This window comes from Bacillus sp. ISL-4 (genome assembly GCF_018613275.1).
GTDB lineage: Bacteria > Bacillota > Bacilli > Bacillales > DSM-1321 > Peribacillus > Peribacillus simplex_E.
Genome location: NZ_JAGGQN010000046.1, coordinates 1 through 24,083 on the forward strand (window position 1 = coordinate 1; position 24,083 = coordinate 24,083).

General features: G+C 37.4%; 23 protein-coding genes, 2 rRNA genes and 1 pseudogene. 17 read left to right on the plus strand and 9 right to left on the minus strand.

Going from position 1 to position 24,083, the window contains the following annotated elements; all coding sequences use genetic code 11:
* From J7J00_RS23270 to J7J00_RS23280, 3 genes are all read left to right on the plus strand, one after another.
* Positions 1-86: ribosomal RNA gene (locus J7J00_RS23270) — 23S ribosomal RNA — on the plus strand; the annotation flags it as partial.
* Positions 87-149: 63 nt separating this feature from the next.
* Positions 150-265: ribosomal RNA gene (gene rrf / locus J7J00_RS23275) — 5S ribosomal RNA — on the plus strand.
* 161 nt (positions 266-426) lie between these two features.
* On the plus strand, positions 427-1,275 hold the full coding sequence (locus J7J00_RS23280) for a tyrosine-type recombinase/integrase (RefSeq protein WP_214795001.1): 849 nt from the start codon (positions 427-429) through the stop codon (positions 1,273-1,275).
* A gap of 202 nt (positions 1,276-1,477) precedes the next feature.
* Here J7J00_RS23280 and J7J00_RS23285 read toward each other — a convergent pair whose 3' ends face one another.
* Complete coding sequence (locus J7J00_RS23285) at positions 1,478-2,086, minus strand: TetR/AcrR family transcriptional regulator (RefSeq protein ID WP_214795003.1); 609 nt, start codon at positions 2,084-2,086, stop codon at positions 1,478-1,480.
* Positions 2,087-2,135: 49 nt separating this feature from the next.
* A complete protein-coding gene (locus tag J7J00_RS23290) occupies positions 2,136-2,750 on the minus strand; it encodes a GNAT family N-acetyltransferase (RefSeq protein ID WP_214795005.1) in 615 nt (204 codons plus the stop codon).
* A gap of 322 nt (positions 2,751-3,072) precedes the next feature.
* Between J7J00_RS23290 and J7J00_RS23295 the strand changes: the two genes are divergently transcribed.
* The 4 genes and pseudogenes from J7J00_RS23295 (at position 3,073) to J7J00_RS23310 (ending at position 7,014) form a co-directional block, all read left to right on the plus strand.
* Positions 3,073-3,573 carry a DinB family protein gene (locus tag J7J00_RS23295; RefSeq protein ID WP_214795007.1) on the plus strand — a complete coding sequence of 167 codons (501 nt, stop codon included), beginning with the start codon at positions 3,073-3,075 and terminating at the stop codon, positions 3,571-3,573.
* 320 nt (positions 3,574-3,893) lie between these two features.
* A complete protein-coding gene (locus tag J7J00_RS23300; protein WP_286201540.1) occupies positions 3,894-4,457 on the plus strand; it encodes a GNAT family N-acetyltransferase in 564 nt (187 codons plus the stop codon).
* 191 nt (positions 4,458-4,648) lie between these two features.
* Positions 4,649-6,295 carry a spore germination protein gene (locus J7J00_RS23305; protein ID WP_214795009.1) on the plus strand — a complete coding sequence of 549 codons (1,647 nt, stop codon included), beginning with the start codon at positions 4,649-4,651 and terminating at the stop codon, positions 6,293-6,295.
* Between the two features lie 233 nt (positions 6,296-6,528).
* A pseudogene (locus tag J7J00_RS23310) lies at positions 6,529-7,014 on the plus strand (GNAT family N-acetyltransferase).
* 103 nt (positions 7,015-7,117) lie between these two features.
* On the opposite strand, the gene nhaC reads toward J7J00_RS23310, so the two are convergent.
* From nhaC to J7J00_RS23325, 3 genes are all read right to left on the minus strand, one after another.
* Positions 7,118-8,569 carry a Na+/H+ antiporter NhaC gene (gene nhaC, locus J7J00_RS23315; protein WP_214795011.1) on the minus strand — a complete coding sequence of 484 codons (1,452 nt, stop codon included), beginning with the start codon at positions 8,567-8,569 and terminating at the stop codon, positions 7,118-7,120.
* Positions 8,570-8,617: 48 nt separating this feature from the next.
* Positions 8,618-9,784, minus strand: coding sequence for an alanine dehydrogenase (locus J7J00_RS23320; protein WP_214795013.1), 1,167 nt, complete (start codon positions 9,782-9,784; stop codon positions 8,618-8,620).
* Positions 9,785-10,018: 234 nt separating this feature from the next.
* Positions 10,019-11,428, minus strand: coding sequence for a sigma-54 interaction domain-containing protein (locus tag J7J00_RS23325; protein WP_214795015.1), 1,410 nt, complete (start codon positions 11,426-11,428; stop codon positions 10,019-10,021).
* Between the two features lie 167 nt (positions 11,429-11,595).
* Here J7J00_RS23325 and J7J00_RS23330 point away from each other — a divergent pair, with 167 nt between their 5' ends.
* From J7J00_RS23330 to J7J00_RS23345, 4 genes are read left to right on the plus strand one after another with little or no spacing between them, the layout of a single operon-like run.
* A complete protein-coding gene (locus tag J7J00_RS23330) occupies positions 11,596-12,036 on the plus strand; it encodes a GNAT family N-acetyltransferase (RefSeq protein ID WP_214795017.1) in 441 nt (146 codons plus the stop codon).
* A gap of 50 nt (positions 12,037-12,086) precedes the next feature.
* The gene (locus tag J7J00_RS23335) at positions 12,087-12,617 is read left to right on the plus strand and encodes a PepSY domain-containing protein (protein WP_214795019.1); all 531 of its coding nucleotides are present in this window, start codon (positions 12,087-12,089) and stop codon (positions 12,615-12,617) included.
* Positions 12,618-12,631: 14 nt separating this feature from the next.
* Positions 12,632-13,054 (plus strand): FosM family fosfomycin resistance protein, encoded by a 423-nt coding sequence (gene fosM / locus J7J00_RS23340; RefSeq protein ID WP_214795021.1) that lies wholly within the window; start codon positions 12,632-12,634, stop codon positions 13,052-13,054.
* A 29-nt stretch (positions 13,055-13,083) separates the two neighbouring features.
* Entirely contained in the window at positions 13,084-13,776 is a 693-nt protein-coding gene (locus J7J00_RS23345; protein ID WP_214795023.1) for an aspartate/glutamate racemase family protein, read from the plus strand.
* A 638-nt stretch (positions 13,777-14,414) separates the two neighbouring features.
* On the opposite strand, the gene J7J00_RS23350 is transcribed toward J7J00_RS23345, so the two are convergent.
* The gene (locus tag J7J00_RS23350) at positions 14,415-15,032 is read right to left on the minus strand and encodes a TetR/AcrR family transcriptional regulator (RefSeq protein ID WP_214795025.1); all 618 of its coding nucleotides are present in this window, start codon (positions 15,030-15,032) and stop codon (positions 14,415-14,417) included.
* Between the two features lie 172 nt (positions 15,033-15,204).
* On the opposite strand from J7J00_RS23350, the gene J7J00_RS23355 reads away from it, so the two are divergent.
* Positions 15,205-16,395 carry a YhgE/Pip domain-containing protein gene (locus J7J00_RS23355; protein WP_214795027.1) on the plus strand — a complete coding sequence of 397 codons (1,191 nt, stop codon included), beginning with the start codon at positions 15,205-15,207 and terminating at the stop codon, positions 16,393-16,395.
* Between the two features lie 167 nt (positions 16,396-16,562).
* On the opposite strand, the gene J7J00_RS23360 is transcribed toward J7J00_RS23355, so the two are convergent.
* The 3 genes from J7J00_RS23360 to J7J00_RS23370 are packed head-to-tail and all read right to left on the minus strand — an operon-like array spanning position 16,563 to position 19,323.
* Positions 16,563-17,651, minus strand: coding sequence for an NAD(P)H-dependent flavin oxidoreductase (locus tag J7J00_RS23360; protein WP_214795029.1), 1,089 nt, complete (start codon positions 17,649-17,651; stop codon positions 16,563-16,565).
* A 30-nt stretch (positions 17,652-17,681) separates the two neighbouring features.
* Positions 17,682-18,887: a YbfB/YjiJ family MFS transporter gene (locus J7J00_RS23365; RefSeq protein ID WP_286201542.1), complete on the minus strand. Its 1,206-nt coding sequence runs from the start codon at positions 18,885-18,887 to the stop codon at positions 17,682-17,684.
* A gap of 46 nt (positions 18,888-18,933) precedes the next feature.
* Positions 18,934-19,323, minus strand: coding sequence for a tautomerase family protein (locus J7J00_RS23370; RefSeq protein ID WP_214795033.1), 390 nt, complete (start codon positions 19,321-19,323; stop codon positions 18,934-18,936).
* Positions 19,324-19,489: 166 nt separating this feature from the next.
* Between J7J00_RS23370 and J7J00_RS23375 the strand changes: the two genes are divergently transcribed.
* From J7J00_RS23375 to J7J00_RS23395, 5 genes are all read left to right on the plus strand, one after another.
* Entirely contained in the window at positions 19,490-20,380 is an 891-nt protein-coding gene (locus tag J7J00_RS23375) for a LysR family transcriptional regulator (protein WP_214795035.1), read from the plus strand.
* 259 nt (positions 20,381-20,639) lie between these two features.
* Positions 20,640-20,996, plus strand: a complete 357-nt coding sequence (locus J7J00_RS23380; RefSeq protein WP_214795037.1) for a DoxX family protein — start codon at positions 20,640-20,642, stop codon at positions 20,994-20,996.
* A 30-nt stretch (positions 20,997-21,026) separates the two neighbouring features.
* Positions 21,027-21,794 carry a pirin family protein gene (locus J7J00_RS23385; RefSeq protein WP_214795040.1) on the plus strand — a complete coding sequence of 256 codons (768 nt, stop codon included), beginning with the start codon at positions 21,027-21,029 and terminating at the stop codon, positions 21,792-21,794.
* Between the two features lie 44 nt (positions 21,795-21,838).
* Positions 21,839-22,282, plus strand: coding sequence for a MarR family winged helix-turn-helix transcriptional regulator (locus J7J00_RS23390; RefSeq protein WP_214795042.1), 444 nt, complete (start codon positions 21,839-21,841; stop codon positions 22,280-22,282).
* 444 nt (positions 22,283-22,726) lie between these two features.
* Positions 22,727-23,929, plus strand: coding sequence for a macrolide family glycosyltransferase (locus J7J00_RS23395; RefSeq protein ID WP_214795044.1), 1,203 nt, complete (start codon positions 22,727-22,729; stop codon positions 23,927-23,929).
* The last annotated feature ends 154 nt before the right edge of the window (positions 23,930-24,083 follow it).

Consider the following 24,083-nt stretch of genomic DNA (forward strand, 5'->3'; position numbering starts at 1 on the left):
GAAAGATGATCAGGTTGATAGGTCAGAGGTGGAAGCGTGGCGACATGTGGAGCTGACTGATACTAATAGATCGAGGACTTAACCAACGCTTTAAAAAAATGAAATACCTTCTTATTATCTAGTTTTGAAGGAACAACGTTCCTTTCATGTTTGGTGGCGATAGCGAAGAGGTCACACCCGTTCCCATTCCGAACACGGCAGTTAAGCTCTTCAGCGCCGATGGTAGTTGGGGGTTTCCCCCTGTGAGAGTAGGACGCCGCCAAGCAAAGTTTATCACATCAACTAGGATTCATAAACCCGTATAAACAGGTTCAAATCCTATCTACGCATTCTAAACCTTAGGATTCTCCTAAGGTTTTTTTGTATAAATTCCTCTTTTCGTTGGAAAGGCTTATTAATAGCATGATTTTGGTAGGGGGCTTCTCGATGACCAGTAAAGAAGAAATCCTGGACAATAAACAAATTCTTCATTCTTTTGCCGAATGGTTAATGGGTCAAAATAAATCCGATGGTACGATTAAAACCTATGTGGGAGTCCTCTCCCAGTTTCTTCAATGGTTTAAAGGAGAAGCGGAAGAGATTGAAAAATCCCACGTTCAAACCTATTTAGACGATATGGAACTGTCAAACAAGAGTGGAGGAACGATTGAAAAACATTATTCAGCCATTACGATGTTTTCCAGGTTTCTTGGTAAACCCGAGATCGTCCTCAACATTGACCGTAAAGCAAAGGAAAAGAAAGAAGATCCGCCAAAAGCCCTGAACATGCTTGAGCAAGCTGCTCTCCTAAAAGAAATCGAGGCCTCTGGGCATTTCAGGAATATTGCTATTGTCTACACAATGATTCATACGGGTATCCGGGTGTCAGAACTTTGTGATTTGAACCATAGTGACATTCAAAAAGAGGGAGAAAAGCAATATATCCTCATCCGGGATTCAAAAGGTGATATAGACAGGAAGATTCCACTCTCCATGACTGCTAGTGAAAAGATCATGGCATACAAGGAATTTTTAAATATGGAAACGGAAGCCATCTTCATATCCAGTGTGAATCAGCGCATCACGCCAAGGTCCGTGCAATATATGCTGACTAAATATAATGCGACTCCCCATAAGCTGCGGAATACGTTTTGCCAAAAATTAATCGATAAGGGGATAGACCTTCAAACCGTTTCAAAATTGATGGGGCATAAAGATTTGAACATGACCAAACGTTATATAAGAGAAGGAAAAGAAGAATTGGAATTAGCCATTGAAAATACTTTTGATAATTAATAAGGGAGGAAAACTTCTTGTATATAAGGAAGTATTCCAAATTCTTTTCATTATATAAGTTCCAATGGCACTGGGGAATTCTTGCTGCTGATTTAAAAATAGGGTTGTTGCAACACCTTTTTCTATATATTTTGCCATTCCAACAAATTCAATTGGAGGCTATGTTATCCTCGGATAGAATTTCAGGTTCGCACGTTTTACTTCAATCACGATAATCCTTAATCAAAAACTCTGTGACTATTTTTAGACTTGGCGTAATGTAACGTTTCCTCATGGTAAGTTTTATCATAGCTAAGCCTTGTAAGGATGCAAAATAATAGAATGCCATTTCCGAAGCATTTCCTTGTTTAAACTGGCCAAGGTTCTGACCCTTTTCGATTAATTGGGTAGTTTGGTTTAACATTGCTTCACTCTGTTCGTTAAGATATTGAATTTGAAGAGAGGGATCTTCCATCGTTGATGATTGGTTCATAAGCATGAGTAGTTCTGCAAATGCATCATCTTTTTCAAGACCATTCAATATTTCCAGCGTAAACTGTCGAATTAATTCAATTGGAGACTCATCGCTTTGAAACTTTTCGACGATTTTTGCTAATCCTGTTGCAGCATAGGAAACTAGCTCATTAAATAAATCTTCTTTGGTTTTATAGTGTCGGTACATTAACCCGATGCTGATTCCTGCACCCTCTGCAATATCCTGAACACTGGTAGCTGCAAACCCTTTTTTTGCGAATAGTTTTATTGCAGCCGAATGAATTTTATTTCTCGTTGCAGTTCTCATTGCCTCATATTGTTCTTTTGTTCTCGGCAAGAATTCTTCCTCCATTTCGTTCTTCCCATCATCTAGTAGAAATGTGTCTTTACTTTTTCATATACTTCAAAGACAAAAGATTATTGATTCCATTTTTCTTGGACATCTTTTCCGGAAGAGGCTTTCTTTTGTATTCTTCAAAACCCAACTTTTTATATAATTTCATCGCTGGAATATTCGTATCGGCAACCTCTTCAATGAAGTAATCGTTATACGGCGTATTTTCAAAAATATGGTGGATGATTTGAGATGCTACACCCTGTCCTTTGAATTCGTGAGCAGTTCCGACAAATTCAATCGAGCCTGTATTAGGAGGGAAATTTTCATAAGGGGCTTCAAATTCCCTCTTTAAAAAGATCCCTGCCATGCTTCCCTTGAAGAATCCTAAGTGCTTTCTCAGCTCTTTTTTATTTAATTTTACCGAGAAGGTTTTCCCGTCCGTACATGCCGTCATTCCAGCAACTTTATCATTTGCTATAGCTACATAAAATTGATCTAAAATAAACATGTGGGCAAATGCCTTTGCAATGATGTTTTTATCTTTGGAAAAATAGCCAAGCCATTGTGTAAAGCCTTCAGCAAAAATTCCGGAAATTTGCTTCCTTACATCTATATCAATTTTATCCGCTTTTGCAACTATAAACTTAAAACCTCCAGATTGCATATAACATTCCCCTTCCGGTTTTTAATGAATGAATATATTTTCATTATAAACTCCATAACAACGGATTGTCAAAATTTAGCATTAAAAACTCCGTATTCTCTGAGGAAGGTGATGTAAAATACAAAAGTCAAAAAAGTAAAGAAAAAACAGTGTTATATTTTCTTACGGAACTAACTGGGCAGGTTAGTTGAAGATTGCTTTGACCTTTGTTCAACAAGTGGGCCATTTAGTTGAAGATCTCATCAGATAAGTAATTATATTTAAAGGAATAATTCATTCTGATAAAGAATATAAAAAAACGTGATGATAAGGAGGCGATTGTATGGCAAATCATGTAGAAAATCTATATAACTATCATGTATGGGCAAATCAACGGATTATTGATCATCTTAAGACACTTTCTCCTGAGAAATATCAAAAGGAAATGAAAAGTGTCTTTTCTTCTGTTTCAAAGGTTTTATCTCATCTCTATTTGGTGGAATATGGATGGCTTAATACCCTCGAGGGTCAGAGTATGAATGAAGCAATGCAATCTTCATTTCAAATTCAAGAAAAGATTGAGAAACTGCCCATTGAAGACTTAGAAACGGAATTTCACACTTTAACATCTCGGTTTAAATCCTTTTTGAACAGACAGGAAGATATGGAAAAGAGAATAATGTTGGATAATCCATGGGCAGGATTAAGAGAAACAAGTCTATCTGAAATGGTCTTACACGTTGTGAATCATGGAACCTATCATAGAGGGAATATTTCAGCTATGTTACATCAGTTGGGTGATTCTTCAGTTATGACTGATTATGCTTTTTATTGGTATTCTTGAAATGTTATTCATTATAAATAGACAAGAGAAGAGTAATCCATTTTTTCTTCAAAAAGGTGACGTTAGTTGAGGATCGAGAGATGTTTACACAGATCTTTCTTTGAGCTAACGAATAACTTTAATCAAACAATTGTTGATCCAAAGTAATCTCACTCTTCTACGATATTTAACATTACCAGCAAGAATAAGTTAATTGCCTCCACAATACCGGCTAATATGAGCTTCTTGTTTATTCAAGAAAAGGGCGCGATTCTTTAATAAGAATCGCTTTTCTTAATGAACTAACGGGTGCGTTAGCTGAAGAAGACAGGGGTACTCTAATGATGGTAATTGGAGAAGATAATATGAAGATAGATATGGTATTTGATTATGAGATGGGTAATGATTTAACCTCAAAGATACAAGAATTGTTAAGCCAATGTTTTCAAGAAGACTATCCAAAAAACAGAATTTATTTTAAACAATTACCCCATTTTAGATTTGTAGCTTTTAACGAAAAAAATCAACTTATAGGACAGGTAGGAATAGATTACAGAGTGATGAAACTTAACGGAAATCCTATAAGAGTGCTTGGTCTAATTGATTTATGTGTCACCCAAAACGCTCGCTCGCAAGGGATAGGTTCGATGTTACTTTTAGAAATTGAACAGTTTTGTTGCAATAGAAATATTGATTTTTTATTGTTATTTGCTGACAACGAAACGTTGTATTTGAAAAATGGATACAGGTCAGTTACGAACAAATGTAAATGGTTAAAAATTGACCATGAAAGTCAAATTACAAGGGGAATAGGTCATGAAGTAATTGAGGGATTAATGATTAAAGAAGTTGGTAAGTATGATTGGTGCGAAGGAGATCTAGATTTTTTAGGCTACCTTTATTAAGCTAACGGGTTCTACTTCAATAAGAGAGGTTGCTGCTCAACCTTTTTCTTACGGAACTAAAGGGGCAGGATAGTTCCATAATGAATACCTAAATATTAGATCTAATAATATTGCTGAGAATGATGTTATCCATAAAAAACAATTTTTTGGGACAGAATAAAAAGAAATAGGATTGAAAGAGGACCGGTGCTATGGTTTCTTTTTTTAAACAAAAAGGACAAATGAAGAAACGCAAGAAGCAAGAGATAGACGAAAAAGAAAAAGATCAATCTATAATTAAAACACCCCAAAATATTGAGAGCTCTATAACAGCCAATCTGGATATCGTGAAGCAAAAAACAGGAAGCAGCCCGGATATCATTATACGAACGTTGAAAACTAGTCAAAATCCTAAGATTAAGGTTACTATTTTGTATGTACAGGGTCTGATAGACAATCTAAGTGTTACAGATTTTTTAATTGAATCCATCATGAAGAATCCTCATCTAAAAGAAAAGTTACTTCCACATGAAGCGTTGGAAGTGATCTCTAAAGACGTGGTTTCACTCGGCGGTGTAGAACCCGTCACGGACTGGGAAAAATTATTTTTGTCATTATTATCAGGGGATAGCGTCATTTTTGTTGATGGCATAAACATAGCCCTGGTTGCCAGTACAAAAGGGGGAGAAAGACGTTCTGTCCAGGAACCAAGCACAAATTCGGTGGTCCGTGGGTCAAGAGAAGGGTTTACTGAATCGAATGCAACAAACATAGCCCTGGTACGCCGCATCATTAACAGTCCGGATTTATGGATAGAGTCGATGAAAATAGGCACTGTGACAAAAACGGATGTTTCCATTATGTATATAAATGGGATTGCAAAAAAAGGAATCGTCGAAGAGGTCAAAGAGCGTCTAAAAGGAATAAATATCGATAGTATTCTTGAATCAGGATATATTGAACAATTGATAGAAGATCAGGTCATGACCCCATTCCCTACCCTGGATCATACAGAAAGACCTGATAAGGTCGCTGGCAATCTCCTTGAAGGAAGGGTAGCCATTTTTGTTAACGGAACGCCTTTTGTCTTGGTGGTGCCTGCGTTATTTATTCAATTCTTTCAATCTGTCGAGGACTACTATGCTCGCTTTGATATAGCCTCAGCTATACGTTTTTTACGTATTTTTATTTTCATTATTTCGCTAATTGCCTCGTCTGTTTATGTAGCAGCTACAACGTATCATCAAGAAATGATTCCAACAAAGCTGCTCGTCATTCTTGCAGCACAACGGGATTCCGTTCCTTTTCCGGCAGTTATTGAAGCATTCATCATGGAAATAACATTTGAACTCTTACGAGAAGCAAGCCTAAGGATGCCCAAAGCCATTGGGGCGACTATGTCCATTGTTGGTGCCCTGGTGATTGGGCAGGCGGCAGTTCAGGCTGGAGTTGTATCACCGGCAATGGTCATCATGGTATCGATCACGGCCATTGCAAGTTTTGCGACCCCTTCCTATACCATGGCAACTGCTGCTCGCTTGCTGCGGTTCGTATTTATCATTTGCGCAGGTGCAATGGGTTTTTATGGTATGAATTTAATCTTTTTTGTCGTCCTAGTTCATTTATGCAGCCTGCGTTCATTCGGAGTTCCTTATATGTCACCATTTGCTCCGCTTAATCCGGAAGGACTAGGCGATACATTCTTCAGGAGACCATTGTGGGCGTTTAAAAAAAGACCCAAACTTTTAAGCTCCAGTACTAATCTGAAAAGAGAAGGCGATAATCAAAGGCCACTGCCTCCTACATCACGTGGAATGAAGACTTCTAACATGAGGAAGGGTGACAGCACTGAACCGTGATATGCTTTTACAAAACGGGTGCGTTAGCTTAAGGTCAGAGCTGTCTATATGGCAGCTCTTTCTTTATGCAACTTAAATGGAAGAAAAAATTACGACTATTAAATGTAGATGGTTCAGAGGAAATATTAAATGAATTTGAGTTTAGTTAAATAATGTGTTCTTAAGAATTAATAAGGTGAAACTCACCTTAATGATAAAATTAGATTAGTTGCATCATTAAAGGGGGGAGAAGGATGGAAATTCGTTCAGTGAAAGGGTCAGATTATAATGCAATATCTCCACTGATCAATGAGTGGTGGGACGGAAGGCAAATGTCTGATATGTTACCGAAGTTATTTTTTGATCATTTTACAAATACAAGTTTCATTGCCGAAAAGGAAGGGAAAATAGTCGGTTTCCTAATAGGGATTCTGTCTCAATCTCAATCTGATGAGGCATATATTCACTTTGTTGGCGTACATCCTGAATACAGAAAAAATGATATCGGAAGACATTTATACCATCAGTTTTTTAATGTCGTTCATTAAAATGGGCGCAAGATTGCCCGTTGTGTAACGTCTCCTGTCAACAAATCTTCAATTGCCTATCATCTCAAGATGGGATTTGAAATGGAAGAGGGAGATAAATTAATTGATGGTGTTTCAGTCCACTCTGACTATGACGGCCTAAATCAAGATAGAGTTTTATTCATGAAACAGTTATCAAATTACGGGGACTGACAATGAATCCTATCCTTAATGAACGAAGGTCGGCCAGTATAAATCACTGGTCGACCTTTTTTCTTAGAACATTATATAGCGGGGCTGTCAGCTAAAGTGTTTTTTATTCATTGCTTATCTTTTTCTGCATGAACGTTTTTTCTTCCGGATTTTCTTTATCCTCGTTCAGATTTCCTTTTTCTTTAAAGATTGCAAATCCTGTTAAGGCGTAAATGATGGCAAGAATAGGTGTTAAAATGGCTTGATAAGCATAAGGGAAAAAATCCAAAGTCGAGACTCCCAGTACCCCTGATAAATAAATGGCTGTTAACGACCAAGGAACGAGATAGGAAAACATGGTTCCGCCATCTTCTAACGTTCTGGAAAGGACGGTTAGCGATACGTTATGTTTTTTATAAGCGGATTTAAACATTTGACCAGGCAATATTATGGACATATACTGGCTTGCTGTAAGCATATCTGTCACTAATCCTGAGAATAAGGTTGTTAAAACAAGACTTCGTGCACTTTTGATCGCATTCTTAATGCTGCCTAGAATAGCACTTACAATCCCTGTTCTTTGTAATATTTCTCCAAAACCGAGAATTAAGATGGATAGAGTAACAGTCGGCATCATGCTTGCTATACCGCCTCTATTAAGTAAGTTGTCGACTTGTTCGACATCGGTGTGTATTTGGAATCCTTTAGATAGTGCGGTGAAAATGGTGTTTATATCATAATTTGTTTGAATTAAAGCAGCAGCAATCACCCCGCCTAAGGCTGATATTAATAAGGCAATTAATGGGGGAACTTTCTTGGCAGCCAATAAAATCGTTATAACCGGTACAAGCAGCAAAAAGGGGCTGATCACAAAGTGTTCAGACAATGTATCTGTAATTGAATCTATTTTGGTCACATCCAACGAATTATGGGAAAACTTCATTCCCTGAATTCCATACAAGATGGTACTGATGACTAGTATGGGGAGAACGGAATAAAGCATGGACCGAAGATGGCTCGTGAGTTCAACACCCGTCACGGCCACTGCCAAGTTAGTAGTGTCGGCAAATGGCGAGATTTTATTTCCAAATATGGCCCCCGATACAACCATGCCTGCTGTTAATGCAGGTGGTATTCCCATTCCATAGCCAATGCCCATAAATGCCACTCCAAGTGTTCCTGCTGATGCATAAGCGCTGCCGATAAAAAAGGAGGTAACACATAATATCAGAAAGCCTGATACTAAAAACACGGTGGGAGACAATAATTTTAGTCCATAAAAAATAATGGAGGGAACAATCCCCGAAACAATCCAAGAACCAATAACCATTCCTACACTCATTAAAATCAACACGACCAGCAATGATTTCTTGCAACCATCAACGAAATATTCTTGCAGTTCCTTGCCTTTAAATCCCTGTGTTAATAGAACGATGGAAATTGCAATCGTTGCGACAATAAATACGATATCAGTAGGCAGTTTCAAAATGCCGTTACCGATTGATAAAACCGTTATCAATACAAGAATGGTCAGCAATGCCACCTTGAGTGAAACCTTTTTTTCAACTTCATTCATGGATTTTTCTCCCCCCTTAACGCTTCTTCTTTTAAAATGGTTGATATGCTAACTCATTTTCATCGGCAATTTTGTAGTCGTAGCCTTAGGTACAAAATCGAGATCATTGCGATCTGTTAAACCCAGTGCTTCTTCCGGAAATGTGAATTCCCTGCCTTGAACGACACATGTTTCTTCATGTGTAAGAATGCCTTTATAAACGGTTAGGCTTCTTCTTAAGAACCCATCTCTCCTGCACGCCTCGGCTACACCGTTGTTCGCGATGGACCGGATATGAGGCAGCATGGCTGCAGCATAGGCTTTAGAGGCAGTATGTGGTGCAGCTCCTGGTATATTATCGACTCCGAAATGGACTACGCCGTCTAACACATAAGTAGGGTCTGCATGTGTTGTCGGTTTATAGGTTTCAATTGCCCCGCCTACATCCGCACTGATGTCTACAATCACTGAACCTTTTTTCATGATCTTTAACATATCTCTAGTAATTAAATGATCTTTTCTATGTTTTGGCCATTTCACACAATTGATGACTAAGTCTATATCTTGAAGGACTTTCTTAATGCTTTGTTGATTGGATATCATCGTGTTTACATTTTTAGGAAAAATTTCTTGGCAATGTCTTAATGCACCTATATTGATGTCCATTAGGGTAACGTCAGCACCTAAGGCGGAAACAATTTCTGTAGCTGCTTTTCCAACAATTCCAGCACCAAGGACCAGGACATTCGCTCCCGGTGCGCCGCCGACTCCGCATATAAGCTGTCCGTTTCCTCCATTTATACTAAGTAAATGATATGCTCCCATTAAAGCCCCTAATTTACCTGCAACTTCGCAATTCGGGGAACCGTATCTATGGGAATCCTCTGCCGTAAGTGCAATCACCTTTTTCTTCATTAATACGTCCACTTCTTCTCTGTTTGAAGCCGGATGGAGGCAGGCGAAGATCAATTGATTTTCCCTCATCAGCTCATATTCTTCGGGTGAAATTTCTTTAACTTTCACAATAAAGTCGGCTTCCTTATATATTTCGTCAATAGTCAGTCTGATTTGGGCGCCTGCTTCTAGATACTCCTCATCAGTGAAGCCAGCTTTCAAACCAGCTTCTGTCTCGATCAACACGCAATGCCCATCTCCGACTAACTCAGCAGTTTCTATTGGTGTAAATACAACGCGATCTTCGCCAGCCTTGATTTCCCTCGGCATACCAATTTTCATACAATAACCCTTCTTCCTAGTTTTTTATAGAGAGGAAATGCTTTGTGTTACATCTGTAAACTAAGCAAGAAGTATGCCAAGAGATCTCATCATTTTCCGCTGTTTTATGCAGGAAAATAAGAGTTTCGCATTATGATAATGTCGATTTCAGATAGTGAAAATGATAAAATTGTTAATATTTAAGCAATGGATGTTATATTTTGGGCACTTTCTCCATCGTTTATTTGTCCATTGTTAGCTTTTGGGCACTATTTCGTACAATCGGATCTTATTTTGCAAAGTCTGTCTTGGTATTTCGAGTAATTTAGCTGCTTGCGATACGTTGTTTTTGGTTTGATGGATGGCTTTTTCAATCATGATCTTTTCTAATCTGGCAACAGCATCTTTTAATGGTTCAATCTGAAACTCTTCTTCATTATGTCTAATGAAATTTTTCACACGCTCTTCAATGTCTTTCATTTGAAGTGTATCTTCCCATTCATCTATTTGATTGATCGCAAATTCAACAATATGTTCCAATTCCCGTACATTCCCTGGCCAGTTGTATCTCAAGAGAAAGTCATATACTTCTTTGGATACGTTGGTAATATTTTTGTGCAGCAGCACATTATATTTAGAGATGAAACAATCCAATAAAGGCTTAATATCATTTTTCCGTTCACGTAATGACGGAATATTGAGCGTCATTACACATAATCTGTAATATAAATCAAGCCGCATATCTTTATCCTTTACACAATCTTCAGGGCGTTTATTGGACGCCGTGATTATACGTACATCAACCTTTCTAATATTTCTATCTCCCAATCTGCGAATATATCCGTCCTGCAGTACTCTTAATAACTTGGACTGGAGATGAATGGGCATCGAGTTGATCTCATCCAGGAAAATGGTTCCTCCTTCCGCTATTTCAAATAAACCTGGATTATTTTCTGCTCCTGTAAAACTTCCTTTTATTGTACCGAACAGAATACTTTCAATTAAGGCTTCCGGAATGGCTGCACAATTTTGCGCAATGAAAGGCTTTTCTGCACGGTTGCTGGCATTATGCAGTGATTGGGCAAATAATTCTTTTCCTGTTCCTGTTTCACCATATATAAAGACGGGTGAGCTTCCTTTAGCGATTTTTTCGGTTAAGCGCTTTAAATTCTTCATTTCCTCGTTATCAGTAATAATATCTTTTAGTGTATATTTGGCACGTTCCGGCCGAATATTTTCCAGTAATCGTTTATCGCCTTTAAACATTTCTGAATTGATCTCGATTACATTATTAGGAATTGAATCTTCTTTACTTCTTTCTTTCGACAATTCAATTGCTCCGATAATTTTCCCATGGGCCCTGATTGGTAAAGAAATATTTGTGGTTTCAATTTTCCGTCCCATAAAATCAACAATTTCTTGCTTGCCTTTAAAAATAGGGCGACCTGTTTTCAGGGCATTTAATAACGTGCTCGATTTTTCATTCAACGTAGGAAATACAGAAAATAAGCTTTCTCCTAATATTTCCTCTCGTTCGAGAGTTTCAGAGTGAAATCGCGGATTAAATTTGATTGTAAATAAGATTGTCCCTTTATTATCGATAATGGTAATGCCATCTATGTATTTCAATTGATTCAGAACCTCATAATTTTCCAATCTGTTCATTGTTTTCTCCTCCATGTTTTTTTAGTTGTCTAGTATTTTAGGTGATTTTCTTCTGCTTTGGCAGCTCTTCTTTTATGGTCCTATAGAAACAGGTTAGTTCACATAAGATAAGATATAATTTGGATTAATATACAAAATTTTAATGAAAATAGAAAGGAAGCATGAATATGACAGAAATGCTGCCACTGACATCGGAGAATCTGGAGCAATGTATCGAACTCTACATGAACGTGTTTAATCGTGAACCATGGAATGAAAGTTGGACATATGAAACGGCTAAAGAGAGACTATCCGACTTATTGCATACGCCTAAATTTCTTGGCTTTTTATTTCAGGTTGATCACAATGCTGTTGGTTTTGTTGCTGGAAATAGTAAGGTGTCTTATCAAGGTTTAACTTTTTATTTGGCAGAACTTTGTGTGAATAATGAAATGCAAGGTAAAGGGCATGGCTCAAAGATGCTTCAATCTTTAGAAGATGAACTGCAGAAAAGAGAGATTAAAAGTCTATATTTATTAACTGCCAATGACGGGCTTGCAGAAGCATTTTATCTGAAAAATGATTATGTTGTAAATGAAGATCGGGTGGTTATGAAGAAAAATTTATAATTGTATGAATTTTACCGTTTTGGAAAATAGTCAAGGGATGTGTTGGAACATTGTCGAAATCTGTAAAGTTGTATCAATTAAGCCGAAAAATACATAAATGGACTGGATTGGTTTTATCCGTTTTTTTTATGTTCATCGCAGTCACAGGCCTCGTGCTTGTTTATATGTTACCACTCGGAGTGGCTGATGAGTTAAGGACGGGGAAAGAGGCGGGTCCAAATCAAGCAATACCTATGGAAAAGGTCGTGTCCATTGCTACGTCTCAGGATCTTCCAGGAGCGGACTCGGTTGAAGATATATTTAGAATTGAATATAGACCAAGTGCAAATGTGTACCAGGTTCGCTTTAATAACGGTCAAGGTGTTCAAATAGATGTGAGTACGGGAAAAGTGTTATCCACAAATCCAGATTACTCGACGTTCCTCATCACTTTGCATGATGGAACCTTCTTTGGCGATTGGTATAGATACAGTATCCTCACAATGACCGGTTTATCCTTAATCCTGCTGTCATTTTCAGGGTATTACATGTTCGGGTATCCTCTTTATAAGCGTTTAATGGCGAAAAAAAAGAAACCTTAATATGAGGTGGTAGAGTGTCTATAAAAGGTTTGAATCACTTTTTATTTTCAGTTTCTAATTTAGAGAGATCCATTGAGTTTTATCAAAATGTTTTTGATGCAAAATTGTTAGTTATGGGGAGAAACACTGCCTATTTTGATTTGAATGGAATGTGGCTTGCCCTGAATGCAGAAAAGGATATACCCCGTAATGAAATAAGCCAATCATACACACATATAGCATTTTCCATTGAAGAAGCTGACTTTATGAACATGTACGAGAAACTAAAGGAATTGAATGTAAGCATCCTGTCAGGACGTCCAAGAGATGAAAAAGATAAGAAGTCCATTTATTTCACTGATCCAGATGGTCATAAGTTCGAGTTTCATACAGGTACTTTACAAAACAGAATAGATTACTACAAACAAGAAAAAGCACATATGGAGTTTTTCGACTGATAAATTAAACTATGAAAAGGGGAATATTTGTGAAAACTATTGGCCTTATTGGCGGAATGAGCTGGGAATCGTCGCTGGAATATTATCGACTCATTAATGAGGAAGTAAAAGCCAAATTGGGAGGATTGCATTCAGCCAAGTGCATTTTATATAGTGTGGATTTTGAAGAGATCGAACGCTATCAAGCTGAAGGGGATTGGGAAAGTTCCGGTAAATTATTAGCCGATGTAGCTCTGTCATTGGAAAAGGCAGGTGCCGAAATGATTGTCATCTGTACAAATACGATGCATAAAGTGGTCGGATATATTGAAGAAAAAGTCAGTTTGCCGATTTTACACATTGCTGATTCAACCGCAAAACAAATTAAAAAGTCCAAAATCAGTACGGTTGGTTTACTTGGCACTAAATATACGATGGAGCAAGACTTTTATAAAACACGAATTGAATCTAATGGTATCAAGGTTTTGATACCAAATGACGAGGATAGAAAAGTGATCAATAAAGTAATTTATGAAGAATTATGTTTAGGGGAAATCCAACAATCATCAAGAAATCATTACAAAAAGATTATCAAGGGGTTAGTGGATGAAGGAGCGGAAGGAATAATATTAGGCTGCACCGAAATTGGATTACTGGTTAAACCAGAGGATTCAGAAGTGCCATTATTTGATACGGCCGCAATCCATGCCGTTGATACTGTTAATATGGCATTGGAAAAATGAATTGATTAGACACTGAGCTTCAATAAAAGGGGTTGCTGCGGCAGCCTTTTTTTGTGTGGAGTTAAAGGGGAAGGATGATTCAGGTAATATGTAACCAAATAAATGGAATTATATGTTAAAGTTTCACTAAGAAGACTGGGGACTCTGTAAAGGGAGATAAAGATGAGAAATGTAATATATATATTTATTACTAGTTTGATTTGAATAGGGATGTTGAATGTTAGTCCTTGGGGGATGCACAATTTTGTTCATATAACGATACAACGCAGCTATTCTATTACCGGTTATTGGGCTATTTTTGTCCATTCTTATTAAGAAAAGATTCATAAAGTACGTAATGATTTTAGGATGCTTAATAAACATTTATTATCTCTCCATCCCGTTCATCTTTGCCTGGTTACATTACTTTAAGGTCATTTAATACCGTAGTGATTTTTAGGAAAATTAAACTAACAGGAGCTCTTCTTCGATATTTAAACATATCGTGCTTAAGCTGTGCCTATGCTTAGTTCAACAATGAGTTAATGCATTTGAAATGAATTAATATTGCAGTAAAGGAGAAGGTTGGATTTGATTAAGATTGATACAAAGGGACAGTACCTATTTTTCATGGTATTGTCCCTTTATCCCTGAGTGATTTATTTTTTCAAACCAGCTGCAAAGAAGGGACCATTAACTGTAATGGTCGATAGGATACGAGCCATTTCTTGAGGGGATTCTTTCCTGCCACTATCCAACCATTGTTGAATTACTCCTATATGTGCAGATGCAACGTAAGAAGTTAAATAATGTCCTGGAACAAGTAAATTGTCCTCCTTAATAAGTGCGTTTGGATTATTTCCAAACAGTGTTTTCCACATAAAATCTTTCAGTCTTGTTTGAAATGATAAATCTCCTTTTGGACCTAACACCGCTTTCATAAATCCACTATTTTCATTAAAATACTCAAATATTGAAACTGCGAGGGTAAATGGTGCTAAAGTCGCGGAGTCGGTTCCAAGTGCGGCAATAACAGCTGGAAAGTTCTGTTTTGCAATTCTGGACATTTCAAGCATGATTTCTTCTTCGTATTTAGTCATTAAATCAAATTTGTCTTGATAGTGTGCATAAAATGTACCTCTATTAATTTTTGCCCTGGTTGTTATATCTTTAACAGTAATTGCTTTGAAACCTTTTTCATCGATTAATTCTACTAGTGCATTTCGGATGGACTCTTTTGTCCGAATGATCCGCAAATCCGTATTACTATCTAGCAAGCTAATTCCTCCTTGATTTTATCCAACACATTTATTTACGGTGTTCCGTAACCAACACATGTGCCATTTTTGATTATTGAAACAGAACTAGTCCCCAAATTATAATTTGGAATGTAGTAAACAAAACAACAGGTTGTTCTTTATTATAACCCAAACCAAGGAGGGGTAAAATATGTTCAAAAATAAACTGGTATTGGTTTCACCGATCATCGCATTGGCAGTTATTTTTATTTTTTCACTGACATTATTTCCATCGGTTCAGCCACAACCGAAAAATCTGCCGATTGCAATCGTAAATGTGGATGAAGGAGTGGAAATTCCAAATCAACCAAAGATGAATATGGGGCAAACGATTGTGGAAATGATACAAAAGTCTTCAGCATCAACAAAGGAAAAGGACGCTGCTGTAAAATGGGTGGAAGTAGACAGTATTGAGGCAGTCCAAAAAGGTTTAGATAATCAAAAGTATTACGCGGCTTTAGTTATCCCCAAAGATTTTAGTCCAAAGCAAGCATCATTACGGACACCAGCACCTTCTGCACCTGAAGTACAAATATTTATTAACCAGGGAATGAATGCGGCTGCTTCAACGATGGCAGGACAGGTCTTGAATGGAGTAGTTGACAACATGAACAACACTGTCCGAAAACAACTACTTGATGGTTTTGAAAAACAAGGAGCAACTTTGACAGCAAAACAGGCAGCAAGCCTTGCAGTTCCAATCGCTAAGAAAGTCACAAATGTCAATGAAATCGGCACGAATAGTGCGAACGGAAATGCTCCTGTTTCCTTATTCCAGCCATTATGGATGGCTAGTTTGGCTAGTGCTGCGATAATCTTTATTTCTATTAGCAAAATGCCGATCCGCACTAGAAAAGAAAACCTTGTCACAAAGGTCGGGCAAATTTTAATGGGTGCGGTTGTAGCTCTGGTAATTGGATTTGGCTTTACCTGGATAGCAGATGGAATGGTTGGTTTGAATATCCCGAATTTCATGGCTACGGCTTTATTCTTATCAATTACCGCCTTTAGTTTCTTCTTAATGATTTCGGCTGTATTTTCGTTAGTTGGAATTAAGGGCATTGCAGTCTTTGTCTTAATACTTTTCTTCGGTGCCCCTTTACTGGCAATGGCACCTGAAATGATGTCTCCATTTTATCGGGATTGGATTTACTCTTGGTTGCCAATGCGATTTATGGTAGAAGGTCTTCGGAAATTACTCTTTTTTGGTGAAGAATTAACTTGGAACACTCCAGTTACTGTCTTTGTTTGGATTGGATTAATAAGCATGATTGTGATACTGTGTACTGCTTTAAAACGCAATAGAGTGAAGGAAGTAGTATCGGATTCTCGAAATATATAAAAAGTGATTGCATGGATACAACGTTTGCCAATTTGTTGCCATGTTTACCAAAAGAGTCGTTTTTCTTATAGGGAAAACGGTTCTTTTTTTTATAGAGAAACGATGCCAAAGATGGTCACCAGGAATATCTGGTGACCTTATGGTACGAATGGCAATTTTAGATTTATTTAAAGAGCATGGAGCTGCTGCCTCAATATTTTAGCTTCAGACATAATATCTTTCATTAATCTTTCAACGGTTTGACTTTTGGCTAATCTTGGACTTTGTCCAGACCAGAGTGACATGAAATCTGGATTATTTTGTCCACTGCACGTTTTTCTAATTACTTGAGTTAATAGGTTTTGAACAGGAAAATCGGGTACAAGCAATTCATGCTCCAGCATATCTGCAATGAATTTGTTTTTAATACCTCTTGCCCATTTACCAGAAAAGGCACGAGTAAAGGTTGTCTGGTCTTCATCAGCATTCAAGATGGCTTCTTTATGTACCTTATGTGCCCCACTTTCTATACAAGTCAAGAAAGCTGTACCCATTTGTACACCTTGTGCTCCTAAGAAGAGTGAAGCCATTAATCCTCTTCCATCCATAATTCCTCCTGCAGCAATAACAGGTATGTTTACATTGTCAACAGCCTGCGGAATAAGTGACATTAAACCTACTAGGCTCTCCTGATGACCATCAATAAAGTTCCCGCGATGCCCGCCAGCTTCACTGCCTTGCATAACAACCAGATCCATTCCCGCTTTTTCATTTGCAACGGCTTCCCTAACCGTTGTAGCTGTTCCTATAAGAGTGATGTTATGCTGTTTTAATTCATCCACCACTTCCTTAGGAGGAATACCAAATGTAAAGGAACAAATAGATACATTCTCTTCAATGACAACCTTAACTTGTTCAATGAAGCTTTCATAAATTTTTTTATGCTCAGGAATGTCAAAGCTGTCTGTTTGTTCTAAATTTAATTGCTTACGAATGGTGTGTAATAGCTGGTTAGCTGATTGGACTGCGTCAGGCGTTACGTTAAATTCGTTCGGCACGAATAGATTGATGCCGAAAGGGTTTGACGTTAACTGCTTGATTTCTCTAATCTGCTCTCTTGATTGTATGGGTGTCTGATAGCCTGCTCCAATCATTCCAAGTCCCCCAGCATTGGATACCTCGGCTACTAAATTCGAAGTGGTGATCCCGCCAGCCATAGGAGCTTGGATAATAGGATTCTTAATCTTCAACTGCTTCATCATTTCATTATTTAACATCAATGACTCCCCCAATTTTGTATATTATTCCTAATTAATTCTCTTCTGTTTTTTTATACTGGATGGATGAACGTTAGGGTTGATTTCGAAATGAATCCCACTTGAAAGCAAAATTGCCCCAAAGAAGACAACACTTGCTGCGCCAATAAAAGCAGCATTGAAATCATGTGTGAGTGATGATAAAACTCCAGCAAGGGTTGGTCCTATCGACTGTCCAATAGCATAAATAGCGGTAAGCATGCCAATAGTCCGACTGCTATCAGATGGATTCATTTCCCGTCCCAATGTTGTAGCCAGGGTGGTGATACCCATAAACGTGGCTCCAAATAATAAAGCACTTATGACAAAACTAGTTTTTGACATCCAAAAGGCTGGCATCGCGATACCCAAGGATTGCAAAGCCATTGCAAGCACTAAAGATTTAATGAATCCCCATTTTTTAGCTAGTAAAGACCAGATGAGACAGGATGGAATCGCAGCCAACCCCACCATCATCCAAACTAAGGTAGCACCATTATGAAAGTATGAAGTTTTTTCAGCGATGGATACGATAAACGTTCCGGTAACAATGTAACCCAATCCTTCTAAACCATACGCAATAATCAACCATATAAGCTTTTTAGTGGGGGGCACTTTTCCAATTTTATCTTGTTTATTTTTCTTCTCGACAACGTTAGGAGTTTCATCGAGCCAGATCCATACAAAGATCGCAAGAATTCCACTCACAACAGCTAGTCCTAACCATGTTCCTTCCCAATGAAATAAATGGTTTAAACTCGGAATCATTAGACTGGATAAAAAGATTCCCAAACCCACTCCCCCATAAAAAATCCCCGCCCAACTGGTTTTTCTTATAGTTGCAAGTTTATCTAACACGAGACCGGAGGCTAAGACCAACACAAACGCACTGGCAAACCCTGATAGAAAGCGAAGTCCATACCAAAGTAAATTAGAGTATGAGAGACCCATTAGGGCAGTGGTCAAGATACTGATAATTAGACTTATTCTTAACAAAATGGTTCTATACTTCTTGAAAGGAATGGCACCTGCTAAAATTGCTCCAAGCAAATATCCTGCGTAATTACTGGATGCTATATAACCAGCAACTGTATTTGATAAAGAAAGTTCTTTTTGCATAAGGGGAAGAATGGGAGTATATGCAAATCTTCCAATCCCCATCGCAATGATTAAAGAAAATATTCCCCCGATTAAAAAAAGATAAGATTGATTTTTCAAAGATTCTCCTCCAATGAAATTGTATACGTTAAGCATACCTTTATAGCTATAATGAACCTGTTAGAAACTGTGCTTCCCCTCGTCCAAAACTCCAGTCAGCATCGCTGTTTTCTGTTATAGAAACCATCAAGTCCTGTGGAGAAATCCCACAGTCCGATTCAAGTTTATGAGCCAGTAGTGAGTATAAGGTTTCTTTCTGTTTTTCAGTTCTTTTTTTACTTACAATACTAATGATCACTAGGTCTTTGCTTCTTTTAAACCCCAGTCCGGTATCCTCGATTATTAGCTCATGCGGCGGGTGCTGATGAACTATTTGATAACGATCACTTTCAGGCACTTGGAAAGCTTCCACCATCGCATGGTGAGCCGAATCCAATAATTTTTTTAACGTTTCTTCGCTTCTTCCTTCTATCAAATCAAAACGTAATAATGGCAATTTGTGTATCTCCCCTCAAAATAAATAATGGTTTTAGAGTGTCCAATTGAAATGTAGGATATTATAAGCATATCTTTTCTTTGCTATATGGTATAATACTTAAAATTTATATTTGGTATCACTCATAATGATGGCTAAAAGATAAACCAACTAAGGAGAGATTATTTTGGATTTGCATTCATTAAAAATTTTCCAGAGTGTTGCTAAGATGGGGAGCATTTCTCAAGCAGCAAGGGAACTTCAATATGCACAGTCAAATATCACGATGAAAATACAGCAGTTGGAATCGGATCTTCAAACAACTCTTTTTTATAGACATAATCGTGGCACTGCATTAACTGACAAAGGAAGCATGTTGCTAACATATACAGAAAAAATATTCGATCTCATAGAAGAAACCAAAAATATGATGAATGATGATCAAACACCTAGAGGTCCGTTAAATATTGGTTCAATGGAAACAACCGCAGCAGTTCGCTTACCAGTCTTGTTTTCAAAGTATCATAAAGATTTTCCAGAGGTAGATTTAACTTTAAAAACAGGCTCCACTGAACAAAATATTCAAGCAGTGCTTCAGAATGAATTGGATGGAGCATTTGTGGCTGGACCCATTAATCACCCTGATCTCATTCAGAAAGAAGTATTCGAAGAGGAACTAATTCTCATTACAGATACAGTTCATCCTCCTATATCTTCTATCAAAGATATTCAAACAAGGACGCTGCTTGTATTTCATGCAGGATGTGCTTATCGGGAAAAGTTTGAACTATGGTTAAAACAAGAGAAGATGATACCTAATAAGATAATGGAATTTGGCACTATAGATGGAATCATCGGTTGTGTCGCAGCTGGTCTAGGTATAAGTATGCTTCCACAAAGTGTTATTGCAAAGCATGAACAAGAAGGCCTTAGACAACATTCAATCCCGACACTATACGGAAAAGTCAAAACAGTATTCATTTATCGAAAAGATAAGTATGTACCTGCGTCTTTAATAAAATTTATCAATATGTTAAGTGATGAGGAGGAATTGTTAGATGATAAGAGGTTCATTTAAGCGGGGGTTATATTAACAGGTCCTTTACTTCAATAACAGGGTTGCTGCGGCAGCCTTTTTTTTGTGGAGTAAAAGGGGCAGATTTGTTTAATGGAAAGGATCATGAACAGTAAATAACTACACAACAACCGAATAACTAAATTGGTATTTTTGTTGACATGAAACTTATCCTAATGTTAGGCTATATTTATCCTGACATTAGGATAAATAATTATAGGATAAAAAATAGTGAAATAAATGGAAAAAGGGGAGAGGAATAATGAGTGTATTGTCAATAATTCTTCAAGTTATATTAGGATTGGGATTCCTAATGTTTGGATTTATGAAGTTCGGATCAAAGCAAATGGTGGAAGGGTTTAAGCATTATGGGTATCCAGGATGGTTTAGAGTGTTTACAGGTATGGCAGAAGTCGTTTCAGCGGTATTGGTTATCGCAGGTATTTGGAATGAGAGTTTAGCTGCATGGGGAGGGATATTCATTGTAGTAACGATGATTGGTGCCGTTTTTACTCATATTAAAATGAAAGATACTGTAAAACAGATGATGATGCCGATCATTTTATTAATTCTTGGATTAGTGGTTCTACTTATAAATTTCGGAGCTTTGCTTGGATAAATAGCCAATTGACCTATAGGAGGGATACAAATGGAAATTAAAATTATTAAACCAGAAGATCAAGCGCACGGGCAGTTTGATGACGGTAAAATAAAAGAGCAAAAACCGATTGGCTTTTCTGGAGAAGGGTCTCTAATAAATCGACTAGGACCATTATTTTACTGGGCTTGGGGGCATTCTCAGGAACATGCAGAAATTGGGCTGCACCCACATCAAGGTTTTGAAATCATCACCTATGTGATAAAGGGTAAAGCTTATCATCGGGATACACTTGGTACGGAAAGTGTTGTAGAAGAAGGGGGAACCCAGCTCATGCAAACAGGTTCCGGTGTATATCATGCAGAAGCATTAAAAGAACCTTCGGAAATCTTTCAAATCTGGTTTGAACCGCATTTAAGTCAGGCTGTAAAACGTACACCAGCTTATGCACAATACGATTCCAATGATTTTTCTATAACGGATAAAGATGGTGTGAAAATAAAAACACTATTAGGAAATGATTCGCCAATGAAAATCGTGACAGATGCTTCGATGTGGGAGGTACTCATTCCAAGGGGAACAGTATATACTCATGGCATTTCATCGAATCGTATATTAGCTGGTTTAGCCATCAGAGGCGATGGAGCTTTTTCATTAGACACGAACAAACCCACTCGTTTAGCAGAAAAAGATTTTGCCATCGTTCAATCAGGACAGGGTGGAGAAGTAACAATTCAAGCATTAGATAAAGATTTTAGAATCTTCCTAATTGAAGTTCCGACTGAAGTTGATTATCCTTTATACAGAAAACCAAAATAACCAATTGTAATTTTAAATGTTAGTCGTAATAGGAGGTTCGGTGAATGTATCAAGGAGATGAACAAAGCCAGATTGATTTACGTCTTTTCCGTATCTGGCTTAAGGCAAGTAAAACTATTTTTGGTCATGTCGTTAAAGATATTGAAAGACACGGAATTAGTTCAGAGAATTTTATGATTCTGGAACTTCTTTATAATAAGGGACCCCACTCCATTCAAAAAATTAGTGAAAAATTGTCTATTCCCAGTGGGAGCATCACTTACGTTGTGGATAAACTCGAAAAAAAAGAATTTGTTAAAAGGGAGCCAAGTCCAACAGACCGTCGAGCTTCAAATGTAGTTCTAACTGACAAAGGACAAAGTTTATTTAAAGACATCTTTCCTCAACACGTTGAAGTCATATCTAAAAATTTGTCTTTTATAAGTAATGAGGAAAAAATACAGTTAACGAATCTTCTCAAAAGGCTTGGACTAGGTGCACAGGATTGAGAAAACAAAATAAATAAAAAAACATCACAGAGGAAGAAAAATAAGCGATTGTAAAAAAGCAGAAACGGTGTGTGCACCATCTTCAAACAATACCTTACAAACAAAGACCGTTTAATTTCGGTCTTTTTCTTTTTGATAAGTCTATGTTTAAATTTGTATTTTTGAAGCGAAGATTTTAAGTTTTGAAAGATTTAATCATTTCATCTGCTCAAGCAATTCATACCTAAAACGACGATCATCTGTACATAAGTAAAAAAGAAAAAGAACATTCTGGCCCTTTATTTGAAGAAGAATGGTACCTAAACGATATTAATTTTAGATTACAAGGGTGATTAGGAGTTTGAGGTTTTCAAGTATTGTACTATGATAAATTTAAATTATTTGAGTTGGGAAGGGTATGGGCCAGTAACCATACTCTTACAGAATTACCTAAGGAGTGATAAAATGGCACGTGTTTTATTTATTAATGGTGGATCAGAAGGACATATCAATCCAACTCTTGGAGTTGTGCAAGAGCTTATTTCGTGTGGAGAAGAGGTAGTGTACTTTACGATAGAAGCTTTTCGAGAGCGTATTGAGAAGACGGGAGCTACTGTACGAACATTTGACGGTGAAAAATTTATAAAAGCTTTTATCTCAGGTGGAAGAAATTATTTACTCGAAAGAATCAACGGTCTTTTACGTACGGTAGATATCGTCATACCTAGCGTTCTTGAACAGATCAAAGGAGAGCATTTTGATTACATCATCCACGATTCTATGTTTGGTTGTGGACATTTACTTGCCAAAATCCTTAAGCTTCCTGCAATCAATTCTTGTACTTCTTTTGCGCAGACAAAAGCATCATTCGATAAAATGTTGGAACAGCTTTCTAAAGAAATCCCTACAGAAATAGTTAAACGTATATACGATGAATTTCAAAGCCTGACGGCAATGGTGAAGGGGAAATATGATGTGGAGATTCATTCTCCTTACGAAGTTTTTTGTAATCCTGCACCACTTACAATCGTTTATACAACTAGGGAGTTTCAACCTTTTGGAGAAGCATTCGACCAAACTTACAAATTTGTAGGTCCATCCATCTCTTCACGATTAAAACAGGATAACTTTGACCTTGCTGCTATCAAAGGGAAAAGTCCCATTTACATTTCACTCGGGACAGTTTTTAACCGTGCTGTTGATTTTTATAAGCTTTGTTTTGAAGCATTTGGAAATAGTAATCACACGGTTGTAATGTCGATCGGTCAACAAACCCCACTAATTGATTTAGGAGAAATCCCCCAAAACTTCATAGTAAAAAAATATGTTCCACAAACGGAAGTGCTAAAATACACTAAATTATTTATCACACATGGTGGAATGAATAGTACCAGTGAGGGACTCTACTACGGGGTTCCGCTAATTGTAATCCCACAAAGCGCGGATCAGCCAATTATTGCTCAACAAGTTGCCAATATCGGAGCAGGTATTAAATTACAAATGCAAAGCTTGAATGCAAATAAACTACGTGAGGCCGTAGATCATGTGTTAAACGACCCATCTTTCCATAAAGATGTTTCATATATAAGGGAATCCTTTCAAAAATCGGGTGGATATCACCAAGCTGTTGATGAGATTTTTGAATTTAAAAGTCAATATGATATCTAAATATAAAAATTTCTCAGCTGCCATTAGCGGTGGCTGATAAAAGGTTTTGAAAAACATCAACCGAGAATGTTTCAAAAGATATTACGTCAGGGATAATTTAAACCTTGTTAAACTAACAGGTGCTTTAGCTGATGATCGGAGCTGTCTATAAGGC

What these genes read in the sequence shown, in the direction of transcription:
- J7J00_RS23280 (WP_214795001.1), top strand. Translation starts at nt 427, where the DNA reads ATGACCAGTAAAGAAGAAATCCTGGACAATAAACAAATTCTTCATTCT.
- J7J00_RS23290 (WP_214795005.1), bottom strand. Translation starts at nt 2,750, where the DNA reads ATGCAATCTGGAGGTTTTAAGTTTATAGTTGCAAAAGCGGATAAAATT.
- J7J00_RS23295 (WP_214795007.1), top strand. Translation starts at nt 3,073, where the DNA reads ATGGCAAATCATGTAGAAAATCTATATAACTATCATGTATGGGCAAAT.
- J7J00_RS23300 (WP_286201540.1), top strand. Translation starts at nt 3,894, where the DNA reads ATGATGGTAATTGGAGAAGATAATATGAAGATAGATATGGTATTTGAT.
- J7J00_RS23305 (WP_214795009.1), top strand. Translation starts at nt 4,649, where the DNA reads ATGGTTTCTTTTTTTAAACAAAAAGGACAAATGAAGAAACGCAAGAAG.
- nhaC (WP_214795011.1), bottom strand. Translation starts at nt 8,569, where the DNA reads ATGAATGAAGTTGAAAAAAAGGTTTCACTCAAGGTGGCATTGCTGACC.
- J7J00_RS23320 (WP_214795013.1), bottom strand. Translation starts at nt 9,784, where the DNA reads ATGAAAATTGGTATGCCGAGGGAAATCAAGGCTGGCGAAGATCGCGTT.
- J7J00_RS23325 (WP_214795015.1), bottom strand. Translation starts at nt 11,428, where the DNA reads ATGAACAGATTGGAAAATTATGAGGTTCTGAATCAATTGAAATACATA.
- J7J00_RS23330 (WP_214795017.1), top strand. Translation starts at nt 11,596, where the DNA reads ATGACAGAAATGCTGCCACTGACATCGGAGAATCTGGAGCAATGTATC.
- J7J00_RS23355 (WP_214795027.1), top strand. Translation starts at nt 15,205, where the DNA reads ATGTTCAAAAATAAACTGGTATTGGTTTCACCGATCATCGCATTGGCA.
- J7J00_RS23360 (WP_214795029.1), bottom strand. Translation starts at nt 17,651, where the DNA reads ATGTTAAATAATGAAATGATGAAGCAGTTGAAGATTAAGAATCCTATT.
- J7J00_RS23380 (WP_214795037.1), top strand. Translation starts at nt 20,640, where the DNA reads ATGAGTGTATTGTCAATAATTCTTCAAGTTATATTAGGATTGGGATTC.
- J7J00_RS23385 (WP_214795040.1), top strand. Translation starts at nt 21,027, where the DNA reads ATGGAAATTAAAATTATTAAACCAGAAGATCAAGCGCACGGGCAGTTT.
- J7J00_RS23390 (WP_214795042.1), top strand. Translation starts at nt 21,839, where the DNA reads ATGTATCAAGGAGATGAACAAAGCCAGATTGATTTACGTCTTTTCCGT.
- J7J00_RS23395 (WP_214795044.1), top strand. Translation starts at nt 22,727, where the DNA reads ATGGCACGTGTTTTATTTATTAATGGTGGATCAGAAGGACATATCAAT.